This is a genomic window from Bdellovibrio sp. HCB290 (assembly GCF_047305925.1).
Lineage (GTDB): Bacteria > Bdellovibrionota > Bdellovibrionia > Bdellovibrionales > Bdellovibrionaceae > Bdellovibrio.
In genome coordinates this window covers 3,493,189-3,514,510 of sequence record NZ_CP178620.1, presented here as the reverse complement: position 1 = coordinate 3,514,510, position 21,322 = coordinate 3,493,189, and the positions used below count along the sequence as shown (strand labels likewise).

General features: G+C 46.9%; 22 protein-coding genes. 15 read left to right on the top strand and 7 right to left on the bottom strand.

From position 1 onward, the window contains the following. Positions 1 to 20 precede the first annotated feature (20 nt). The 3 genes from ACLVWU_RS17125 to ACLVWU_RS17115 are packed head-to-tail and all read right to left on the bottom strand — an operon-like array spanning position 21 to position 2,093. Complete coding sequence (locus ACLVWU_RS17125; RefSeq protein WP_413576108.1) at positions 21 to 548, bottom strand: GNAT family N-acetyltransferase; 528 nt, start codon at positions 546 to 548, stop codon at positions 21 to 23. Between the two features lie 24 nt (positions 549 to 572). Then, the gene (locus tag ACLVWU_RS17120; RefSeq protein WP_413576107.1) at positions 573 to 1,607 is read right to left on the bottom strand and encodes a class I SAM-dependent methyltransferase; all 1,035 of its coding nucleotides are present in this window, start codon (positions 1,605 to 1,607) and stop codon (positions 573 to 575) included. Next, positions 1,608 to 2,093: a hypothetical protein gene (locus ACLVWU_RS17115; RefSeq protein ID WP_413576106.1), complete on the bottom strand. Its 486-nt coding sequence runs from the start codon at positions 2,091 to 2,093 to the stop codon at positions 1,608 to 1,610. Between the two features lie 87 nt (positions 2,094 to 2,180). Here ACLVWU_RS17115 and ACLVWU_RS17110 point away from each other — a divergent pair, with 87 nt between their 5' ends. The 8 genes from ACLVWU_RS17110 (at position 2,181) to ACLVWU_RS17075 (ending at position 10,448) form a co-directional block, all read left to right on the top strand. Next, the gene (locus tag ACLVWU_RS17110; protein WP_413576105.1) at positions 2,181 to 2,816 is read left to right on the top strand and encodes a YiiD C-terminal domain-containing protein; all 636 of its coding nucleotides are present in this window, start codon (positions 2,181 to 2,183) and stop codon (positions 2,814 to 2,816) included. Positions 2,817 to 2,824: 8 nt separating this feature from the next. Continuing rightward, on the top strand, positions 2,825 to 4,432 hold the full coding sequence (locus ACLVWU_RS17105; RefSeq protein WP_413576104.1) for a carboxyl transferase domain-containing protein: 1,608 nt from the start codon (positions 2,825 to 2,827) through the stop codon (positions 4,430 to 4,432). A 6-nt stretch (positions 4,433 to 4,438) separates the two neighbouring features. Next, positions 4,439 to 5,215, top strand: a complete 777-nt coding sequence (locus ACLVWU_RS17100; protein WP_413576103.1) for an enoyl-CoA hydratase-related protein — start codon at positions 4,439 to 4,441, stop codon at positions 5,213 to 5,215. Beyond that, complete coding sequence (locus ACLVWU_RS17095) at positions 5,203 to 6,063, top strand: EamA family transporter (RefSeq protein ID WP_413576102.1); 861 nt, start codon at positions 5,203 to 5,205, stop codon at positions 6,061 to 6,063. The genes ACLVWU_RS17100 and ACLVWU_RS17095 overlap by 13 nt, the downstream gene beginning before the upstream one ends. A gap of 90 nt (positions 6,064 to 6,153) precedes the next feature. Continuing rightward, positions 6,154 to 7,635: an acetyl/propionyl/methylcrotonyl-CoA carboxylase subunit alpha gene (locus tag ACLVWU_RS17090; RefSeq protein WP_413578808.1), complete on the top strand. Its 1,482-nt coding sequence runs from the start codon at positions 6,154 to 6,156 to the stop codon at positions 7,633 to 7,635. Then, on the top strand, positions 7,635 to 8,012 hold the full coding sequence (locus tag ACLVWU_RS17085; RefSeq protein WP_413576101.1) for an acetyl-CoA carboxylase biotin carboxyl carrier protein subunit: 378 nt from the start codon (positions 7,635 to 7,637) through the stop codon (positions 8,010 to 8,012). Before ACLVWU_RS17090 ends, ACLVWU_RS17085 begins: the two co-directional genes overlap by 1 nt. A gap of 17 nt (positions 8,013 to 8,029) precedes the next feature. Continuing rightward, positions 8,030 to 8,974 (top strand): hydroxymethylglutaryl-CoA lyase, encoded by a 945-nt coding sequence (locus tag ACLVWU_RS17080; protein ID WP_413576100.1) that lies wholly within the window; start codon positions 8,030 to 8,032, stop codon positions 8,972 to 8,974. A gap of 178 nt (positions 8,975 to 9,152) precedes the next feature. Beyond that, entirely contained in the window at positions 9,153 to 10,448 is a 1,296-nt protein-coding gene (locus ACLVWU_RS17075; protein ID WP_413576099.1) for a hypothetical protein, read from the top strand. Positions 10,449 to 10,507: 59 nt separating this feature from the next. Here the strand turns inward: ACLVWU_RS17075 and ACLVWU_RS17070 are convergent, their stop codons facing one another. Next, positions 10,508 to 11,167, bottom strand: coding sequence for a type 1 glutamine amidotransferase (locus ACLVWU_RS17070; protein WP_413576098.1), 660 nt, complete (start codon positions 11,165 to 11,167; stop codon positions 10,508 to 10,510). 150 nt (positions 11,168 to 11,317) lie between these two features. Here ACLVWU_RS17070 and ACLVWU_RS17065 point away from each other — a divergent pair, with 150 nt between their 5' ends. Both ACLVWU_RS17065 and ACLVWU_RS17060 read left to right on the top strand, forming a co-directional pair. Continuing rightward, a complete protein-coding gene (locus ACLVWU_RS17065; protein WP_413576097.1) occupies positions 11,318 to 12,856 on the top strand; it encodes an ATP-binding cassette domain-containing protein in 1,539 nt (512 codons plus the stop codon). Between the two features lie 8 nt (positions 12,857 to 12,864). Further along, positions 12,865 to 14,397, top strand: a complete 1,533-nt coding sequence (locus tag ACLVWU_RS17060) for a hypothetical protein (protein ID WP_413576096.1) — start codon at positions 12,865 to 12,867, stop codon at positions 14,395 to 14,397. A 39-nt stretch (positions 14,398 to 14,436) separates the two neighbouring features. Here the strand turns inward: ACLVWU_RS17060 and ACLVWU_RS17055 are convergent, their stop codons facing one another. Together ACLVWU_RS17055 and ACLVWU_RS17050 are read right to left on the bottom strand one after the other, a co-directional pair. Next, entirely contained in the window at positions 14,437 to 15,237 is an 801-nt protein-coding gene (locus ACLVWU_RS17055; RefSeq protein WP_413576095.1) for a DUF2799 domain-containing protein, read from the bottom strand. Positions 15,238 to 15,240: 3 nt separating this feature from the next. Then, a complete protein-coding gene (locus ACLVWU_RS17050) occupies positions 15,241 to 17,073 on the bottom strand; it encodes an ATP-binding cassette domain-containing protein (protein ID WP_413576094.1) in 1,833 nt (610 codons plus the stop codon). Between the two features lie 202 nt (positions 17,074 to 17,275). Between ACLVWU_RS17050 and ACLVWU_RS17045 the strand changes: the two genes are divergently transcribed. From ACLVWU_RS17045 to ACLVWU_RS17025, 5 genes are all read left to right on the top strand, one after another. Beyond that, the gene (locus ACLVWU_RS17045; RefSeq protein ID WP_413576093.1) at positions 17,276 to 17,734 is read left to right on the top strand and encodes a type II toxin-antitoxin system HicB family antitoxin; all 459 of its coding nucleotides are present in this window, start codon (positions 17,276 to 17,278) and stop codon (positions 17,732 to 17,734) included. A gap of 96 nt (positions 17,735 to 17,830) precedes the next feature. Then, a complete protein-coding gene (locus tag ACLVWU_RS17040; RefSeq protein WP_413576092.1) occupies positions 17,831 to 18,250 on the top strand; it encodes a DUF523 domain-containing protein in 420 nt (139 codons plus the stop codon). 183 nt (positions 18,251 to 18,433) lie between these two features. Then, entirely contained in the window at positions 18,434 to 19,015 is a 582-nt protein-coding gene (locus tag ACLVWU_RS17035; RefSeq protein WP_413576091.1) for a hypothetical protein, read from the top strand. Then, a complete protein-coding gene (locus tag ACLVWU_RS17030; RefSeq protein ID WP_413576090.1) occupies positions 19,012 to 19,851 on the top strand; it encodes a TIGR02147 family protein in 840 nt (279 codons plus the stop codon). Before ACLVWU_RS17035 ends, ACLVWU_RS17030 begins: the two co-directional genes overlap by 4 nt. Beyond that, a complete protein-coding gene (locus ACLVWU_RS17025) occupies positions 19,832 to 20,890 on the top strand; it encodes a hypothetical protein (RefSeq protein WP_413576089.1) in 1,059 nt (352 codons plus the stop codon). Before ACLVWU_RS17030 ends, ACLVWU_RS17025 begins: the two co-directional genes overlap by 20 nt. Positions 20,891 to 20,931: 41 nt before the next feature. On the opposite strand, the gene panD is transcribed toward ACLVWU_RS17025, so the two are convergent. Then, entirely contained in the window at positions 20,932 to 21,318 is a 387-nt protein-coding gene (gene panD / locus ACLVWU_RS17020; RefSeq protein ID WP_413576088.1) for an aspartate 1-decarboxylase, read from the bottom strand. Positions 21,319 to 21,322 lie beyond the last annotated feature (4 nt).

Sequence of the window (21,322 nt, the reverse complement as noted above, 5' to 3'; positions counted from 1 at the left end):
TTCGCGTATGATTGACCGGGTTAAGAGAGTTTTCTCTCCAGAACCACGAACTCCAGGTCTTTCACTTTGGGAATTCCGAAGCGCTCATCGCCATAGGGAAATGGCTTCTTTTCGCCAGTTTGACGGAAACCTTCTTTTTCATAGAATTTGATCAGCTCGGATCTGGCCGAGATCACTGTCATATACAGGTGCGTACAACCCCAAAAGTGCGCAAAAGCTTCGCTTTCGTTGATCAGCATTTTGCCGATGCCTTTATTCTGCAGTGTGGGGTCCACAGTCAGCATTCCCAGGTAACACTTGCCGTTTTGGTTTTCCAAATGAACGCAGCCCAAAAGTTTTCCGGTGTCATCGTCTTCGGCAATCAGGATGACAGAATTTTCGCGCTCGATGTCTGCCAACAATCCATCTTCATCCACACGCTGTCCATCCAGCAGATCCGCTTCCGTTGTCCAGCCGGCCTTGGAAGAATCCCCGCGATAAGCAGAGTTCACAAGTTCCACCAGTTCTTCGATATGGCTTTCGTCAGCTTGTGTGAATTCGATGTGCATAAGGTACCTTCTTTAAATACGGGACTATTTCTTTTTGGCGTAGACAAAGAACTCTTTGCCCTGGCGATTCGGGACGGACTGTTGCCAGCGGCCCCAGAAAATCGGGATGTAGTTGTTTTTGACTCGTTGGCGAAGTTCCCATTCGCTGCCACCAAACGGTGGACCCTGGCGTTTTTCAAAGGCAAAGAACACGCCCATTAAATGTCCGCCTTCAACCAGGCAGCGATTCCAGACTTTCACCAAATCCTGGCGAAGCTCGGGGTTGATCGCGCAGTAACAAGTATGTTCAAAGACAATATCAAAACCAGCGTCGTAACTGCGAGGCAGATTAAATAAATCCGCTTCAACGAACGTCAGGTTTTCCATGTGGCCGTAAAGTTTTTTTGCGCGCTCCAAAGCCAATGGAGAAATATCAACTGCCGTCACCACGTGACCGGCTTGGGCAAAGAACGCAGCATCATGTCCTTCTCCGCAGCCCAAGACCAGAATGCGTGAGCGGGAAATTTTCAGTCGTTGAAACATATCTTTCAAAGCTTCAGCGGGCTCGCCCAGATTCCAGCCTGGATTTTCCTCGCGCTTATAAATCTGACTCCAGAACGCTTCTTTTTCCACGTCGGTTTCTGAATCCCAGTACGGCGGAATTTCATAAGTCTTTCCGTCGACAGTGATCGAGTCGTCATCAAACTCTTCAAGCAGATTGAAAAATGCGGCTTGAGCTTTGCGGGAAAGAACAAAAGGGATGTGATCTTTTGTATATCCATGAAAACGATCCCACTCGTCCAGTGACAGAGTTTTCAGTTCGAATGAAAACTCGGTGTCGTAAGGACAGCGAATAGACCAGTGTGAATCATTTTTATCGATTTGCAGTGCGATCAGAGGTTCGTCAAAAGCTTCGACGATAACCGGGGTTTCGCCGAAGGTGCTCAGCAGTGTTCCGCCTTGATGAAGTTTCAGGTTTTCCAGGATTTCGCGGCCGGCATTGGGGTCTTGGATTCGCAATTCGCGACTGACACAAAACCCCTCTTCATCAATTTGAACAAAGTGAGTGGGGATAGCCATCTAGTGTTTTTCAGGAGTCGAAGTCGGGGACGGAGATGCTGCAGGAGTCGCTGTTGGAGCGCCCTCTGCCGGAGCATCAGGACCCGGAGTTACTGTGGAACCTTCAGAGAAAACCACGATGTCGTTTGTTGTTTTCACAGATTGCAGAGTCCATTTGTCAGTTTTGTCTTCAGACGGTTCGCGGTGAAGGATCGCTTCGCCTTCAATCACCTGCTCAAGAGTTTCGCCAGTTTCGTTAAGTTCAACGAACTTATACGAGAATACCGCACGAACTTTGTTGTCATTCAAAGACTCAGTCCAAAGTTTTTCAATGCGCAATTCTTTTGCGTTAGGCTTTTTAGCAGCCAATGTGTTGGTGATAAGTTCGGCCAGTTTAGTTTGAATGCCAGCGTGCGTCTCAAAGCCGATAGCTTCATTTGTGTGAATTACATTCCAAGTCCAAACCAAAGCTGCAACGAAAACGATGACGCTTACAATTTTCTTCATTCCGAAACCTCTCAAAGGAAATCTTTTTCTCTTTATCGGAGCATGATATCTTAGATTTTTCAATACTCGAAGGGAAAAGGATATCTCATGAACCAACAATGGCTGACAATCTTAATGTCTAAGGGGATTGAGCTTGAGCAGAGTCTGCGTCAGCAGCTCCAACAAGCCAAAGATGGCCTAAAAACACAGCTCGAAGATCGCGGAATTCGTATGAGCGCCGCGGACTTGGCAGCCTTGCTGGAAGAGGTTTCGCCTAAGGCCTCACATGCTGCGCTGGGTTATGCGCTTGATATCGTTAGGCCTTTTTCGGCGGGGATGGGTTTAAGAATTTCTCGCCTTAAGGATACGCAAATTGAAGTTGTGATTCCGGCTCGCACTCGGAATATGAATGAGCTTAAACAAATGCACGAGGGCGCGCTTTTAAGTGCTGCCATCGAGGCCGCTAAAATTCTGTGGATGCGTCATGCTCCCCTGGGTAATTTCGAGATTGCTGTTACGCGAATTGAATCTGAGTTTTTTAAAGTGCAAACAAATGACTGCAGATTGCGTATGGAACTTGCGGAAAATATCCGCGAGGTGGTTTTGGCCGATCTTCGGGAGCGCCGGGAAGCCACGGCCACGGCTGACGTTCAGGTTTTTGACGAGAACGAACAAGCGGTGGGTTCTGTGCAAATGCAGTTAAAATTAAAACACACACCGGCATTGTCTGGCAGCGTGGAGTAAAAGGTTCTATGGAAATTCTTGATAGTCACATTGATGTTAACTCTTCTGATTTCAAAGCCAATCGCGAGGCCATGTTAAATGTCGTTGGCCAATGGCGCGAAAGAGTCGAGCTGGTAAAACAAGGTGGCGGCGCTGATGCGACGAAAAAACACAAAGCCCGCGGTAAAATGACAGCGCGCGAACGTATTGAAGCTTTGGTGGATGGCGGAACAGCCTTCCTGGAGTTTTCAACACTGGCAGCGTGGGACATGTACGAAGGCCAGGCTCCCGGAGCAGGTGTGATCACCGGTATCGGTGTGATTCATGGAACTGAGTGTGTGATCGTGGCCAACGATGCGACTGTTAAGGGCGGAACTTACTTCCCAATGACAGTGAAAAAGCATTTGCGCGCACAAGAGATCGCTTTTGAAAATGGTTTGCCATGTATTTACCTGGTTGATTCGGGTGGTGCGTTCTTGCCAATGCAAGCCGATGTTTTCCCTGATCGTGATCACTTCGGTCGTATTTTCTATAATCAGGCACGTATGTCTGCTGCGGGTATTCCGCAAATCGCCGTGGTTATGGGTTCTTGCACAGCCGGTGGAGCTTACGTTCCAGCGATGAGTGATGAAACTGTGATCGTAAAGGAAAACGGAACTATCTTTTTGGGTGGTCCACCGTTGGTAAAAGCTGCAACAGGTGAAGTTGTCGATGCTCAAGCCCTTGGTGGCGCACAAGTTCACTGCGAAACCTCCGGTGTAACAGATCACTTTGCGGAAGATGATGAACATGCGGTAGAGATCACTCGCTCCATCGTTGCGCACTTGAATCACAAGAAAACTGTGACGATGCAGATTCTTCCGGTTGAAGAACCGTTATTTGATTCTCAGGAAATTTACGGCGTGATTCCCAAAGATTCACGTGTGCCATTCGACGTTCGCGAAATCATTGCGCGTCTGGTGGATGGATCCCGTTTTCATGAATTTAAAGCTTTGTACGGAAAAACTTTGGTCACTGGCTTTGCACACATTTACGGAATGCCAGTGGGTATTATCGCGAACAACGGTGTATTGTTCAGCGAAAGCGCGCAGAAAGCGGCGCACTTTATTGAACTTTGTGAACAGCGTGAAGTTCCTTTGATCTTCCTGCAAAACATCACTGGTTTCATGGTCGGTAAAAAATATGAAAATGAAGGCATCGCAAAACACGGTGCTAAAATGGTGATGGCCGTATCCAATGCCCACGTTCCAAAATTCACAGTGGTGATTGGTGGTTCGTATGGTGCAGGTAATTACGGTATGTGCGGACGTGCTTATCAGCCTCGTCAATTATGGATGTGGCCGAATGCAAAGATCAGCGTGATGGGTGGCGAACAGGCTGCCAACGTATTGCTGACAGTGAAAATGGATCAGATGGCGGCAAAAGGTCAATCCATGAGCGCCGATGATCAAGCTGAATTCAAACGTCCAACTTTGGAAAAATATGAACACGAAAGCTCTGCATACTTTTCATCGGCGCGTTTGTGGGATGATGGAATCATTGATCCGGCAGATACACGTCGTGTGTTGGCTTTGGGTATTGCAGCCAGCCTTAACAAGTCTTGGGGCGAAAAATCCCAGGGCGTATTCAGAATGTAGGTCAGAATGTCGTTTCTAAATGTTGTTGAAATGGACCAAGTGGCCTATGTGAAATTGAACAGGCCTGATGTTCGCAACGCCTTCAATCCGGAGATGATTGCGGAAATCACGGAAACATTTCATCAGTTTCAATATCGTCAAGACCTGCGTGCCATTGTTTTACAAGGCGAAGGCAAATCATTCTGTGCAGGGGCGGATTTAAATTGGATGCGGGAGATGGTGAATTTCTCGTATCACCAAAACCGCGAGGATTCTCTGCTTCTGTTTGGAATGTTTGAAACAATTGCGAAGTGCACTTTGCCGGTTATTGGTTTGATTCATGGAGCGGCTTTTGGCGGTGCTTTGGGCTTGGTTGCAGTCTGTGATGAAGTTATCGCAGAAGAGGGAACTCAGTTCTGTTTTAGCGAAGTGAAGCTGGGAATTGCTCCCGCAGTTATCAGTGCTTTCGTGCAACGAAAAGCGGTCGCTGGAAAAGTTCGTCCTTTGATGTTGTCAGGGGCCGTATTTAATCCTCACGTGGCACATCAGGCGGGCCTGGTCACGGAAGTTGTTCCAGCAAGTGAAGGCCATACAGTTTTGCAAAAAGTTTTAGCGAACTACAAGCAAGGCGGAGCTGAAGCGGTTCGTGAAACAAAAAAGCTGCTGAATGATATTGCTGGCTTAACCTGGGAACAACAGCGTGATCGTACCACTCATCTGATTGCTGAACGTCGCGCCAGTGATGAAGGTCAGGAAGGTTTGAAGTCTTTCCTGGAAAAGCGTGAACCTTCGTGGAGAAGTTAAAAGCCATTCTTTGTGTACTGGTCGCGGTATTTTCCATCCAGGCCGGAGCAAGCTTCGCAAAAAATCTGTTTCCTTTGTTAGGGCCGGAATCCATGACGTTTTTGCGTGTTTGGTTTTCGGCGATACTGCTGTTGGCGATCTTTAGGCCCTGGAGGCAAAAGATCACAAAGAATGCTTTACTCACGGTTGCCATATATGGAGTGACTTTGGGTGGCATGAATTTACTGTTTTATCTGGCATTGGAAAGAATTCCATTGGGGATTGCCGTGGCTTTGGAATTCACCGGACCCCTGGCGGTCGCAGCGCTATCTTCCAAGCGTGCGGCGGATTTGATGTGGGTGGTGCTTGCCGCGGCGGGCATTGTGTTAATTCTCCCTCATTCTAATATTTCAGCTAGTATCGATGTCATTGGGGTCTTATTGGCGTTGGCGGCTGGTGTTTGCTGGGGCCTATATATTATTTTCGGTAAAAGAGTTGGGTCTCGCATTCAAGGTGGAGCCGCCACTGCGCTGGGAATGTTTTTTGCGGCGCTGACAGTATCTCCAGCAGCAATCACTCACCTGCACTTTGCCGAATATTCCTCTAACATCTGGTTCATGGCTTTGGGAGTCGCGGTATTGTCCAGCGCTCTTCCTTATACTCTGGAAATGATCGCATTAAGAACCATCCCATCTAAGACCTTTGGTGTTTTAATGAGTTTAGAGCCTGCTGTCGCAGCATTGATGGGTTTTTTGTTCTTGAAAGAAGTTCTGAGTCCCGTGCAAATTACCGCTATTTTATGTGTCATTGTGGCCTCATGTGGCAGTTCGATAAGCTCACCCAAAGAGGATTTGCCGCCACAGTCCTAGCTCGGGAGAAACCGTCTTTTCGTTGCTTTAAGGCCTGTCTATGGTTATAGATAAAAGCTCTAAAATTGGAGCTTTTGCACCATGACGAAAATGCCTGGAAAATTCACACGTATTGCTATCGCCAACCGCGGAGAAGTCGCGGTTCGTATCATCAAAGCCTGCGAAGAGTTGGGAATCGAAACGGTTCTCCTGCACTCAGAGGTGGACATTAATTCACGCGCCTATCGCATGGCCACTAAGGCCATTTGTATCGGACCGGCACCGACTGCGGAAAGCTATTTGAATATTCAGGCGAATATCGATGGTGCTTTGGCTGGTGGTGCACAGGCCATCCATCCCGGATTTGGTTTCTTGTCAGAGAACGCGGACTTTGCCGAAGCAGTTACGAAAGCGGGCCTTACATTCATCGGTCCTTCTGCTGATGCCATTCGTTCATTGGGTGACAAGGTTCACTGTAAGGAGCTTGCAAAAAAAGCGGGACTTCCATTGGTGCCCGGTTACCAGGGCGAAAATCAACAAATTGCAAATTTGATCACTGAAGCTGAGCGCATCGGCTATCCGGTCATTGTCAAAGCGGCAGCTGGTGGCGGTGGTCGCGGAATGAAATTGATCAAGTCCTCTGCGGAAGCAGCGGAACTGATTGAGTCAGCTCAGCGTGAAGCTCAGTCGGCGTTTGGTTCACCTAAAGTCTTCCTTGAAAAATATCTGGATCGTGCAAAGCATATCGAGTTCCAGATCTTTGGTGATTCCACTGGAAACGTGACTCATTTCTTTGATCGTGAATGCTCCGTGCAACGGCGCCATCAAAAAATTATCGAAGAGGCGACTTCGCCTTCATTGAACGAAGATCTTCGCCGCCGCATGGGTGAGGCCGCTTGTGCAATTGCGACTTTGGGTAAATACAAAGGCGCGGGAACTGTCGAGTTCCTTTTGCAAGATGGTGCTTTTTATTTGTTGGAAGTAAACACTCGTTTGCAAGTAGAACATCCGGTCACTGAAGAAGTGATGGGTGTGGATCTGGTGAAAATGCAGATCCTGACTGCGCAAGGTGACTACATCCATGATCCAAAACAAATTCGTGTGCCGCGCGGTCATTCCATTGAATGTCGTATCTATGCTGAAAACCCATTCATGGGTGGCGTGCCAAGTACAGGTATGCTGGGGCATGTAGAATGGCCAGAAGGCCCGGGTCGTCGTTACGAGTACGGATTTGATTCCGGGGACACGATCACACCTTTCTATGATCCTATGATCGCAAAAGTTATTGTGTGGGATGAAAGCCGTCCTCGCGCGATCCAAAAAATGATCCGTGTTTTGAAAGATTCGGTGGTGTTTGGTGTTCACACCAATATTCCGTATTTGATCGAAATCTTGTCCCACCAGGAATTTGTGTTGGGCACAATGACCACGCGATTTATTGAAACTTATTTCGCAGAATCTATTAAAGAGCCGGAACTGACTGAAGCTGACAAAAAAATTGCAGCGGCAGCCCTTGCTCAGGCACGGGGAGTTCAAACTTCAGGAAATGTGGCAAACACATCTCCGTGGGCATCTTACTGGAGAGGTATCTAATGGAAGTCAAAGTTCGCATTGACGGTGTTGATCACAAAGCTCAAGCGCAGGTGCTTCAAGGCACATTGTGGGTTCACGCCAACGGACGTACTTTTACCATTGACGCGGGCTCTGGACGTAAGTCACGTAAGAAGGCCGGTGCCGGTGGATCATCCGACACAGTGATGGCTCCAATGCCAGGTAAAGTAACAAAAATCCTGGTGCAACCAGGGACAGAAGTGAAAGCCGGGCAAGCAGTTTTGGTGATGGAAGCCATGAAAATGGAGTACACTTTGAAAAGCGATATCACAGGAACGATTGATTCAATCTCCTGTGCTGTTGGTGAGCAAGTAGCTTTGGGTAAAGCCCTGGTGAAAATCAATCCTGCTGCTGAGTAGGAAACTTCGGAAAAAGTATGGCTAAGAATTCAGTTGCGATTGTGGAAATGGGATTACGGGACGGTTTGCAAAACGAGAAAGTCGTTTTGGATGCCGACACACGTGTTGAGTTTGCCCGTCGTCTGATCGAGGCCGGTACAAAACGTGTGGAAATCGGTGCCTTTGTATCCCCGCAATGGGTTCCACAAATGGCAGGCACGAAAGAAGTCGTCAGCAAGGCTTTTGCTTTACAGAAGTCAGGCAAGGTTCCGAAGAAAACGGAATTCTCTGTTCTAGTTCCTAACGAGCGCGGCATGCAGGATGCAATTGCCAGCGGAGTTAAAGAAGTCGCGATTTTTGCGGCTTGCTCGGAATCCTTCTCTTTAAAAAATATCAATTGCTCCATCGATGAAAGCTTTAAGCGCTTTGAGCCAGTGATGGCTTTGGCTAAAAAACACAAAATCAAAGTGCGTGGATACCTGTCGACATGCTTTGGCTGTCCGTTTGAAGGCAAAGTACCAGAGGCTCGCGTAGTGAAGCTGGCTCAACGTATGCACAAGCTGGGAGTCTATGAGCTTTCCATTGGCGACACTATTGGTGTTGCGAATGTAGGTCAGGTTCATTCTTTGTTTAAGAAGATCAAGAAAGTTGTTCCTGCTAAAAAATTGGCTGGTCACTTCCACGATACTCGCGGCCAGGCCTTGGCGAATATTCTTGCGGCTTTTGAAGAGGGCATTCGCGTGTTTGATACCAGTCTTGGTGGTTTGGGCGGATGTCCTTATGCGCCTGGGGCAACAGGAAATGTAGCGACGGAAGATGTCGTTTACATGTTTCATGGAATGGGTATCAAAACCGGCCTTAACTTGGAAAAGTTAATTGCGATTGATCCTTGGATGTCTGAAAAAATCCAACATGCACTGCCTTCGAAAGTTGGTAAAGTTGGTACTCTAAAACCCCTGGGTAAAGTTCCGGCAAAAAACTAATTCGCATTAATGGAACGAAATCACAGTGTTAACTTTGTGAACACTGGCTGCCGAGTTGCGCTCTTTTGCCTGATTTAGGCCCTCTAAATCCAATTAATTCCAGCTGAGACCCCAAAATCTTGGTATTGCTCTTGAAACACGCCGGACGGAACTTAAAACGTATCAGGAGAATGACATTATGAAGTTCAACCGGGCACTTAGCTTTGCTTTGATTTCCAATATGGTGCTTGCGTCGTTTTCGCACGCAATCAGTAAGGAAATGCAAGAATTGGTTAACTTGGAAACCAAATCCAATGCGGTCGCGACTCGCAGTAATCAAGAGGTTATGGTCTATCACTATGATATTCCACTCAGCTTGGTGCAGGCGGATATCGCCCAGCGTGCTCCTGAAAAGTTCGTGGACTCTTTGGTTCATGAAATTAAAGGCGTGAAGTATCTGCGCTGGATTATCAATCCTGAAGACACGAAATGGTGGCAGGAGATTGCAGGCTTCCTGAAGGCTAACGGCATTACTCCTATTAAAAAAGTCTATTATAAAGGTTATATGACTGCGTCCCGCAGTTACATTATCGTCGATCCGGTTTCAAACGCTGAATTTTCCTTTAAGGGCTCCACGGATAAAACCGGTGGGCATTGGCGTGATAAGCATCAGGACTGGGACGACGGTAAGCAAATCCGTATGATGACGGATTTCGTGGAAGAGCAAGTGGCTAAGCAACCAAAGCTTTATAATATCGTCCTACTGGACGAGCCATTGGCCTTCGGTATCGAAACTCGCGATGACAAAGGCAAAGTTGTTATCGATCAGGGTATGATCATACGCTCTTACGACACATTGTCGAACTCGGGCAAAACATACGTTCCGGGTTTTTCGATCATGCACGAGCAAAAAGGTCGCGAGATCGCAAAGCTGAACGGCTCTAATAATCCTTCCGAGTATTGGAATGAGCATTACAACAAACCATTGGCGCGTGCGATTGCTGAGTTCTTTGCTTTGACGGGTATGACTTACGATTCTCCGCATTCCCAAAACTTCCTGGTGGAGCTGGATTCTAAAATGCGTCCGACGGGTAAGATCGTTTTGCGTGATTACGGCGATACTTATTTGACTCAGGAGTTCTTCGACAAGGTCGGTAGAACAGATATCACTAAAGCGTGGGAGCAGGACAATCTTAAACAAGGCCGTGCTTCGGTTTCTGTGGGTATTTTGCATGGTAATGAACCGCCATCATGGATGACCATTGAACAGTACAATGATTGGGGTAAGGACTTTTTTGCTGAATTCCAAAAAGAGTTTAAACTTCAAACCGGTATTGAGTTGGTGAACAAGAACCCTGTTATAGTGAATGGCAGATATCGCACGAAAATCTTCAAACTCACCACCGAGAATGGGATGAAGTTCCTTGATTTGGTGGGTCTGAATAAGCAGCGTGATGCTTTGACTCGTGCTTGTTCCAGAATCTTCACTCTGTAATCTCTAAGAAGATGCAAAAAGAAAAAGGCCTGGTTACCCAGGCCTTTTTTATTTGTATATTAAGATTTAAATAATTTATCCAGCTGTTTGAAGTACCATTGCTGCAATGGTTTTCTTAAGTGCAGAGATTCCAGCATCTCGGCTTTGCTTTGCACCAGACCCTGTTGCTCTGGAGTGACCTCGTCTGCGCATTCGCGAATCCATTCATCAGTTGTTTCCGGATGAAACTGTGTCGCTATGATAGAGTCGCCCAGCTTGTAGGCTTGATTCTTACAGAAATCATTTGTGGCGATCAGTTCCGCACCCGGTGGCAGGGTGAACGTGCAGTGGTGCCAGTGGAAAGCCGGAATGGTCTCGCCATCTGTGGTTTGCACGGGAACAAAACCCACTTCCCAGCCGGGTTCGTGAATCAAAACTTTACCGCCCTTAATTTCAGCGATCAGCTGTGCGCCCAGGCACAGACCAAAAATTTTCACGTTATTATCAATCAAATCGCGGATGAACTTTTTTTCTGTGCGAAGCCACGGGAATTCTTCTTCCTGAAAGGTATCCATGCTGCCGCCGCAAATAACCACGCCCGCGTAAGCTTTAGGATTTGGAATTTGAGGTTGATCGGCCGGATGCCAGAACTCGACGGCATAGCCATTTTGAGACGCCCAGTCCAAGGTTGTGCCTGGAGGTCCATCAAATTCGTGTTGAATGATTAAAAGCTTCTTCATGGCCAGGATACTAGCATAAGTGAAATTTCTTTGCTACACTGGATCCGCCGGGAATTCCCGGCGTCTATGAGAAATTAAATCCATCGTAATTCTTTTTTTTAAGAACCTCATTCGGGACCTTCTGGCTCCCAAGAGATGGATTTTTCAGTTATGCAAAATAGAATATTTCAAATCACAGCTCACGGTGTGGGCTATGAGCACAGCAATGGGCTGCGCTTGTTTTCCTCATTGAATTTCAGTATGGGTGCTGGTCGTTTTGGGTTGGTCGGTCCTAATGGGATTGGTAAGTCCACACTGGCTAAAATTCTGTCGGCAGAAATTTCTGCGACGGAAGGGGAGATCCATGTCAGTCATCCGGTCACTTACTTAAAACAAATGGAAGATCGCCCAGAGCAAACCGTCGGGGAATTCCTGGTGGATATCTGGGAGTCAGCTCAGTTGGATGCTGTGACTCAAGAGACTTTGCTGGGGGACATCCCTTTTGAACGTTCGCTCAAGCTATTAAGCGGCGGCGAGTGGACCCGTGTGCGCATGGCGAAAGCGATCTCGGGAAATTCGGGGTTGTTAATATTGGATGAACCTACGAACAATCTGGATCGTGATGGCAAACAACGAATCGTGGAATTTGCTCATGGCTTTCAAGGGAATCTTCTGGTCATCAGCCATGATCGGGAGCTTTTGGAGGCGATGGGGACCATTATGGAAATGTCCAACCAGGGTATGCGTGTCTACGGCGGAAATTATTCATTTTACGAGCAACAACGAAGACAGGAGATCGAGCAAGAACAGTCGACCCTAAATCAGTTGCGTCGTGAAAAGAAGAAAACCGAAAGGGAGCTGCATGCGAAGGTTGATACGCAGGAAAAGCGCATGCGTCGCGGACAGGCCATCGCCGACAAAGGGGGAATTCCGCGAATAGTGGTGGGTGGCTTAAAACGCGCAGCCCAAGTCACTTTGGGAACCATCAATGCTAACGAGACTCAGCGAGCGGAACTCGCAAGTAGCGAATTCCAATCGCACTATGCGGGCATGCGAACTCAGTCGACTTTGCGGTTGAAGGATCTGGGTGTGAAGATGCCAGCCGATAAGCTGATATTTTCAGTCGAAGATTTTAATTTCCGCTTTGCCGGAGCCGGCAGCAAACTGTGGCCTCAGAATCTGACCTTACATATGAAAGGACCCGAGCGTTGGGCCTTCGCGGGGAAGAATGGCGCGGGTAAAACCACGTTCTTGCAACTGCTATTGTCTAAAGGTGAATTCCCGCAAGGGGAAGTTTATGGAAGACTGGCTGTTGGGACTTTGCGCGCAAGTTTGATTGATCAGGAGTACAGCATGCTTAATTCCGATCAGTCAGTTCTTGAGAACATCATGGATGTTTGCACAAAAGGAGCCGAGTGGATTCGCAATGAGCTGGCAGCATTTCAGTTTTTTGCAGATCGGGTGCATCAGAAAGCGGAAAGCCTGAGTGGGGGAGAGAAGCTGAAGCTCTGTCTGGCGAAGGTCTTTTTGGCTGATGTGGTTCCGGATCTGCTGGTTTTGGACGAGCCAACCAACAATCTGGATTTAACCAGTTTAGAGGTTTTAGAGGACGTTTTGCTCTGCTATCAAGGAGCCTTGATCGTGGTCTCCCATGACTCGGTTTTCTTAGAGAAAATTCAAACCCGGGAGGTCCGCCTTTTGCAATCCTAGTACGTGATATGCTTTCACGTTGGCTCACAATTCTATCTTTTGTTTGTTTTGGCATACTTAGCCTGGTCGTCATCAAGATGAACCAAAGGCCGTTATGTATTGATTCCAAGGTTGTCGAGAAAATTGACAGAACCTCGGGGGTTAAGCATGACGAAGTCTATCGTTGTGCCTTGAACAAGGCGACCCGCTATAGCAGTTACTTTGGGCAGAACCTGAAAGAGCTGAACCTGCGGGTCGCGGCCACGGAACGCCTATTGGAAAGTATTGAGCCGTTCTTTCAGAAGGTGCAGATCCTGATTACTGAAGACCATCCGAATTTATTCAGAATCAAAGGTCACACGATCTACATCGGTCAGAATCTGGTAGAGGCCCCAGGGCATCTGGAAAAGGCCATCAGTAAAATCTGGTACCGTGAGCGCAACGAAACTCTTTTTGTTCAGCAAGAGCTGCTGGAAGAGGTTGCGACTGATTTCCTGGTGTACTTGCAGACCGGCGACCTTGATATCGGCGACCCTAAGACTCATTTGAAAACAGCCTTGCTGCCAGTGAAGTGGCCCTATGTGATCAAGTCACCGGGTGCGTACTGTGAATCACCATGGAAGCAGTCGGAAGACTACGCCATCTGTGCTGGCAATCAGGATCTTTCTGCCATTGAATCTGAAGTTTTGGAAATGAGTCTGCGCCCGTTGATTTTAAGCAGCTGGATCAAGTCTTATAAAAATCTTTCCGTGGGTGAGCGCTATCAGTTCACTCGTGGATTGGCGCAATTGCTGCGTCAGGAATACAACCCCGTGCTATCTGTAGCCGGGGACGATTCCGCATCAACGTTGGCAAGAGCTTCAGCGACTTTGAAGAACTTCAATCACTATGTCGTCAGTTCTTCTTTAAGTAAGTCTTCAAAGATCCATAAGATGTTTGCGGCAAACTTTGCGACAGAACTGCAAAGTCGCGGCTATCATAATGCTTTTGCGGAAGCGAGCTTCGACGTTCTGTATGTAAGCAATCAAAAGATCACGACGAGTGAGGGCGCTTTCCAGGAGTTTTTAAAAATTGCGAAAGCTCAGCCACAAACTCAGATTGCTTTGCGCGATCAGGACAATCTGTGGATGTTGCCTTCCAAATTTCCAATTCCTATCAAAACCTTCGGGCAGATCAAAGCCAATCGCACGATCGTCGAGAAATGTGGCGGCTTTAGTTTTAGCTATGTGATGGACTATTCTGAAAGCACTGAAAAGCTTTTGGTTGTCGAACATTGTGATGCAAAGTCGCAAGTTCATTTTAATGAATACCTGAAAACCGGGGCCGAAGGCTTCGCTTTAGAAAACAAAGGGATGTCCTTTGTGCAGTTCCATTTACCATCATTGTTGATGAAACGTGATGAGCTGGCGAACGTGTTAAATGTTAAGGACTTTATTAAGAATCGCGATGTGGACAACACATCATTCAAAAGCTTGGGTTGGCAGGAAGTACGCTGGGATAAGACCGCCAATGCTTATCAGCCAAAGGCTTATGTGGATGCGATTGAGTGGTTTAGATTCTAGAAAATAAGAAGGGGCTTCAAAGCCCCTTTTTTAGTTCAATTATAGTCCCGCCATTTCGGTGCGGTAGTCGCTGATTTCTTTTGATAATCGATCCATCTCGCCTTGAATGTTATTTTTTGCACGTTGGGCATCGTTCACGGACCACTCTGCACGGCGAATATCTGAGTCAAGACTGCTGATGCGATTGTTGATGTCATTCTTCATTGATTCATTGTTGTCGCTATTAGCAAAGATTCTCTGCGCTTCCAGAGAAGACATCTGGCCACGAAGATTGCTAACTTTGCTTTCCGCTGAGGAAAGTTCCATCATTGCCAGGCGCATTTTGTAGTCCAGTTCGCGGCGGCGGTCTTCGGCATTCTTGATCTGTGCTTCCACGTATCTTAGACGGCCCTTCTTATATTCTGGCAAAAAGCCTGATTCCAAATCAGTTGGGCAAAGATTGCGATATTTTTTACCTGAAGCCCCGGCAGTGAAGCCGTTGTTTTTTGCGCAATAGTCACGGATGCCTTTAGTGTGATTGGAAGTCAGAGTTTTTACATCAGAGCCTTCGCAGAATTGAGGTACGAAGGGATCACCCGTTTTGCCAACAAGATAAGAATTTTCCTTGGTGCAGTACTTGATGCGACCACTTTTGAACCCTTGGTCTGCCTGGGATTCGCTGATTTCGGCCTCTTCTTTTCGGCATGAGAGAATCTTTGGATCTGATGATAACCACTCACCACGCATTGCTACGCTTTCACCGTGCTGAAACCAATTGGTGTTTTCGCATTCTTTTTTAAGCTGGCTTGCGCAGCCGGAAAGTAAAACAGTGATTGAAAGCAAAGAAATAAGAATTTTCATAAATTATCCTATAAGGTTCTTTAGTTCCTGTTCAGCATTGTGCTGGTCTTCCATTGCCTGCAGCATTTGGGTTTCCAAGTCTTCAATCTGACCGCTGACATCGTGAAGGTCTTTAGCCAAACCCGCAGTATTTGCAGAGGTTCCAGAAATAAGCTGTTCATTCATATCATCGCGCTTTTTTGCTAAAACAGCCAAGCGCTTATCTGTGTCTTCGATAAGTTTTTGCGCCTTTTTGATTTGCGTCTCAATTTTTTTGCGCTCTTCTTTGTAGTTAAACTTTGCAGGCTCTGTGGAGATGTTCCCCGAATTTGTGCGATTGACATCCTGAGGGTTCATCACTCGTTCAGATAGGAATCCCTTTTGTAAGCTCCAGACGTATTCGTCGTAGGTTCCCGGATACATGGTCAGCAATCCGTGATTCACTTCCAGAATTTTGTTCGCGACACGACCGATGAATCCACGATCATGGCTGACGGTGACGATAGTTCCTTCGTAGCGTTCAAGTGCGGACGTCAATGCTTCCACTGTATCGAAGTCCAAGTGATTCGTCGGCTCATCCAGCAGCAGTAACGGAGATTTCTGCAAAAGAATCTGCCCCAGGGCCACACGGGATTTTTCTCCGCCAGACAGAACTTTGACTTTCTTGTGAACCGCGTCTCCGCTGAACAGCAAGCTGCCGGCAATATTCAAAACATCCTGTTGGATCACGTCTTTGTGGGCCAGGGATGCAAGGGCTTCCAAAACAGTGTGCTCGGGGTTTAAAGCTTCTGGAGTGTGTTGCGCAAAATACGACAAACTCACTTGGTGGCCCCATTTGATCGAACCACGCAGCAAAGGAATTTGCTCGCCCAGAGATTTAAGCAGTGTTGATTTTCCGGCACCGTTTAGTCCCACGATCCCCAAGTGATTGCCGCGCTCCAGACGAACCGTGACATTCTTTAGAATCACTTTATCGCCGTATCCGCAATCCGCGTCCTCAATTTCCAAAATCATTTTTCCAGTCGGGCTTGCCGGAGGAATGTGAATCGTTGAATGAGTCGGTGCCGCTTTAAGTTCAATCGTCTCCATTTTTTCCAAAGCCTTCAAGCGAGACTGTGCCTGACGGGCTTTCGTGGCTTTCGCACCAAAGCGGGTGACGAAGTCCATGATGGATTTTTTCTTGGCAGCTTGGCTCATTGCTTGTTTTTGCAAAAGTTCAGCAAGCATCGCCTTTTGTTCAAAGTAATCGTCCAGGTTTCCGGCGAACTTCACGATGTCGCCAGCTTCAACTTCCAGAATGTGATCTGTGACACGACGTAAAAACTCGCGATCATGGGAAATCAACAGGAAGGCACCTTTGTACTCTTGCAGGAAGCTTTCCAGCACCAGCAAGGTTTCCAGATCCAAAAAGTTGGTAGGCTCATCCAGCAACAACAAGTTTGGCTCTTGACCAATCAGGTACAAAAGCTTCACGCGCATGCGGAAGCCACCGCTAAGCTCTTTTAAGTGCGATTGAAAGTGACGCTCAGTAAGGCCTAGCTTTAATCCGAATTGCTTCAGCTCCCACAAAGGAGTGATGCAGCTTTTTTCCAGGTACTCTTCAACCTTCTCGGAAATATTCCAATCAGATTCTTGCTCCAAATAGCCAAGTCTCAACTGCTGAGACTTAGTCACAATGCCAGAATCCAGATGCTCTTGATCCACCAAAATTTTAAACAAGGTCGTTTTGCCAGCTCCATTAGGCCCAATAACCCCCACATGCTCGCCCTCATTGATCGCGAAAGTAGCCTGATCAAAAAGAACCTTAGCACCAAAGGCCTTATGCCCATCCTGTAACTGCAATAACGTAATTCCCATGCCCCGAAGGTAACAGTTCCCTTTTTGTAGGGCTAGTAGTCATGCAGTGTGAGGTACGACATTCGTGTCCGAATTATGGATTTTTCCAAATATTTTCAGGACCTTGTTTGGAAGCTCAAATTTCAATAGGTTGGTTTTTTGTTGAATTACCATACCACTTTTAAGAGGTGACAATACCACTTAAAAGTGGTATTGATGGATAATGGAATATCATTTTAAAATTCACAAAGAGAAATCTGGATTCTCCGCTGAATGTATTGAGCTTGAGGGCTGTAGAACTCAAGGGGATACGATGTCGGAATTAGAGCAGAATATGGGTGAAGCTCTAAACCTCTATTTAGCTGAGAACGATAGCTCGATGCTGGTATTTCCAGCTCCCAAAAAAAACACAGGTAAAAACATCGTGGCGGTTGGTGTTGAGCCAGGAGTTGCATTTGCGATGCATCTTCGTCAGTCTCGCTTAAGTCTGAGTATGACTCAGGGACAAATGATGCAGCTTTTGGGGATTAAGACTCTTTCGAACTATCAGCGTCTTGAGGACCCGAAAAGAGCAAATCCAGAGTTGAAGACACTTGCCATGATTTTGAAGGTGGTGCCGCAGATTAAGATTGGCAACATAGTGGGTAGTGAAAACGCGATTCCGAAAAAGAAGGTCTCTTAATAATCAACGTTCTATAGGTGGCAAATCTTTGGACAGTCCTGAACTTTATATACTAAGGCTGCGTTGGTCCTGTTCATATGCTATAACCTCTAAATTATGAGCGAAGGAAAGATCCTGGTATCAGCCTGCCTAATCGGAAAACCGTGCCGCTATGATGGAAAACATCAGCTGCGCGAAGAAGTCACCGTCCTCCACGAGGAAGGGATGACGATTGCCGTTTGCCCTGAAGAAATGGGCGGTCTTTCCACTCCACGCACGCCTGCGGAACGTATCGGTGACAAGGTCATCGATAAGAACGGCAAGGACGTGACGGCCGAGTACAAATGCGGCGCTGAAAAAGCTTTGGAAATCGCGCTGAAGTTCGGTGTGAAAGAAGCGATGCTAAAATCCAAATCCCCAATGTGCGGCTGCGGCCGAATCTATGATGGTACCTACAGCGGCAATCTCAAAGAAGGCAACGGTGTTCTGGCCGAGATGCTTTTGGCCGCTGGTATCGAAGTCGAAGCCATCGACTAAGTCTCAAAACTCCCTTAAAACTCGCTCCCTGTGTCAATTCCCGCATTTTAGGGGGTTGCCGCAGTGATTACATATGCAATCATTTTGATGACAGGCCCCTCTTGGCTAAGTCAGATTATCCTGCAATAGTTTCTTCATCGACGTCGAAATCGTTTTTGAATCAAACAATTTTGGGAGAACAAAATGAAACACCTTTTAATAGCTTCTTTACTTTCCTTGCTAGCGACAACATCGCACGCGGTAGTTACGGATCAATTTACTTGCACGGCAACTATAATTGATGAGGTGAGCGGTGCAAAGTCTGAACAAAAACAGGATTTTTCCTTAGTCAGATTGCCGGCTTCTGGCGGAACGAATCAGCCATGGGATGAAACCATCGCTAACACAAGCATTAATATTAAGTTGGATGCGACACATGGAACGACAGAAGTAAACTTAAGACTATACTACAGTCATGCGATTCGCGAAATTCCAGGATCCACTGAGCTCGAGGCTCGTCAAACAACGTGTACTGCGATTTCTGCAGGTTACTGCGCTAAATCCGAAGATGGGCGTCCATGTCCATTCGATCCTGGTCAGGCTGCTTGCGTAAAAACTCCTCCGTTTGATCCGGTTAATGGATGGAAGTCGACACCAATGATTGATGGCTTAGCTAGATTTAACGATTCTGAGTTGGGGCCTGCGTGGGCAGAACTGAGAACCAAAGAAGGCAAGAAACTTGCCAAAGTTATTATCGACTGTAAATTCTTGGGAACTTATAAGTGAGTTCTCAAAAACTAGGTTCGGTTGAACTTGTTCGTCCCGTGGTCTTTGATTACGGGACACCCGCAAAGTTTCTTCGCGCACTATTCGAGTACTACAAGAAAACCGGCTCTTTCAGTCTAAGACAAAGAACCCAAAGAACGGGTGGTTTGTCGCAGACACTGGTGTCGCAAATTATCAATGGTCATCGCCAGGTGACCCGCGATAATTTGCCATGTCTCGCATTGGTTTTTAAACTGACAAAGATTGAACAGGACTATCTTGATAAGCAATTATTGGGAAATGTTCTGAAAGTCGTTGCGAACGCACCGGAGCAGAAAGAGTCATCCAAGCGTGAGGCTAAGAATCACATTCTTTCAGACTGGATTCATCCCTACGTTAAAGATTTGGTGAACATCAAGGGCTTTTCGCCGGAACCACAGCATCTGCATCGCATGCTTTCAGGAATTGCGACACCGGATAAAATTAAGAAATCCGTGGATTTCCTAATTCGTGAAGGATTCTGGCGCAGAACGCCCGAAGGAAAAATAGTACCCGAAGATCACACGGTCACGACAACCAATGAAATTCCAAATGACAATATTCGATCCTTCCATAAGAAGGCCCTGGATATTGCACAACGAGGAATCTCGGCATTGCCGTCACATCGTCGCAAGTCTTCAACTGTCCTGGTTTCTGTGGATAAAAACAAAATGGATGAGCTGCGTGGACTTGTCGATTCGTTTCAACAGCAGTTGTTGGACTTTATCGAAAAGAACCCTCAAGGGAAAGATTCCCTGGTTCAAGTGGCCATTCATCTAACCCCCGTAGGAGCGATCTATGAAGAATCAGAGACTTGATTTGATCAAATGTGCGATCGCTGTCGTTTTCATCCTTCTCGGACCTCAAGCCAATGCTTCAGGAACAGTTGTTGGAAATGGTGGAGATCCCATTTTTGAATTTTTACGTGCTGCCCGCGAATCCATGAACGCAACGATGAAGTTCGTGCTGAATGAACCTGAGGAAAGAAGCAAGTTCTGCGAATCCACAAGATTAAATGCGGAACAGATTTCTTACTGCCAGAATTTTTTCATGGAAGTGGCGCCACAAATTCTGCGTTTAAGCTTAGGGCAAAAGGCGACGGAGTTCGTTTTAAGAGAAGAGCCTCTGTATGTTAAAGGCCCTGATGGCAAAGCGATGACTGTGGCTGCGCGCACGATGTTAGGGCCTGATGGAGTTATTGAGTTTCACAGGGACTCTGTGCGCACGATGGCCCCGGTTCAGGTTCTATTTTTAATTGCGCACGAATTTGAGCATAAAGCGTTGTTAAATGGAAAACCGGTTTCGGATAATGAAGCCATTGGGCCATTTAGTTCCGGAAGAGAGCTTTTGGATGCGGTGGCCTCTGGACTTGTCAGTGTAGCGAAGCGCAAAGGAAAGATCGGTTCCCAATTTGGAATCCGGGATCTTTTTGAGTGTGAGGCTTCGAATGGCAACGCCCAGTTCGGTGCCCAGATCTTAGGTGCACGCTTATTTCAAAAAGAAGATCTGATGTCCTATGAAACCAGTATCGGCAACAATCCTATGGATGGGTCGATCTATTTTCAGGAAGACTTTAAATCAGTTCTTAGACTGAAACTGGTCATTGCAGAACCCAATAACTGTGGCGAGGCTACTCCAGACAGAAAGTCCACGATGCAGATCATAAGATCAGTAGATGTCGGAAGTGGGCAGCGTGATGAAAGCGTGGTGGCCGAGATGGTCGTCTATGACAATCCTGTCTGCAATAAGAAGGCAAGACTTAGCATCAGCTTCAATCAGATTCGATTCTCGTGTAAGTACTTCGCTTCTGAAGGAACGACGTCTTCGCCGTTTTCGGTGAATCTAATGAGGAAATAAAAAGAAATCCCGGGATGAAACCCGGGATTTTTTGTATGAGCTTACTTCTTTTTCTTTTTGTTATTCTTGTGGGATTCGGCGCGTTTTTCTTTTACGCGGTTCTTTTCGTCGACGAAGACAACTTTGGGTTGGAATTTTTTAGCTTCTTCCATGTCCATTCCGCAGTATGAGCAGATGATTACCAAGTCACCTTTTTGTACGTGGCGGGCAGCTGCGCCGTTTAGGCAGATGTCGCCTTTGTCGCCCAAGATCACATATGTCGAGAATCTTGCGCCGTTGTTGCAGTTATAGATATCAACTCGCTCATTCATAACCAGGCCCGAGGCTTTGATCAGATCAGGACAGATGCTGATTGAGCCTTCGTAGTTCAAATCAGATTCAGTGACAGTCGCGCGGTGAATTTTTGTTCTAAGCAATGAAATATTCATAAAT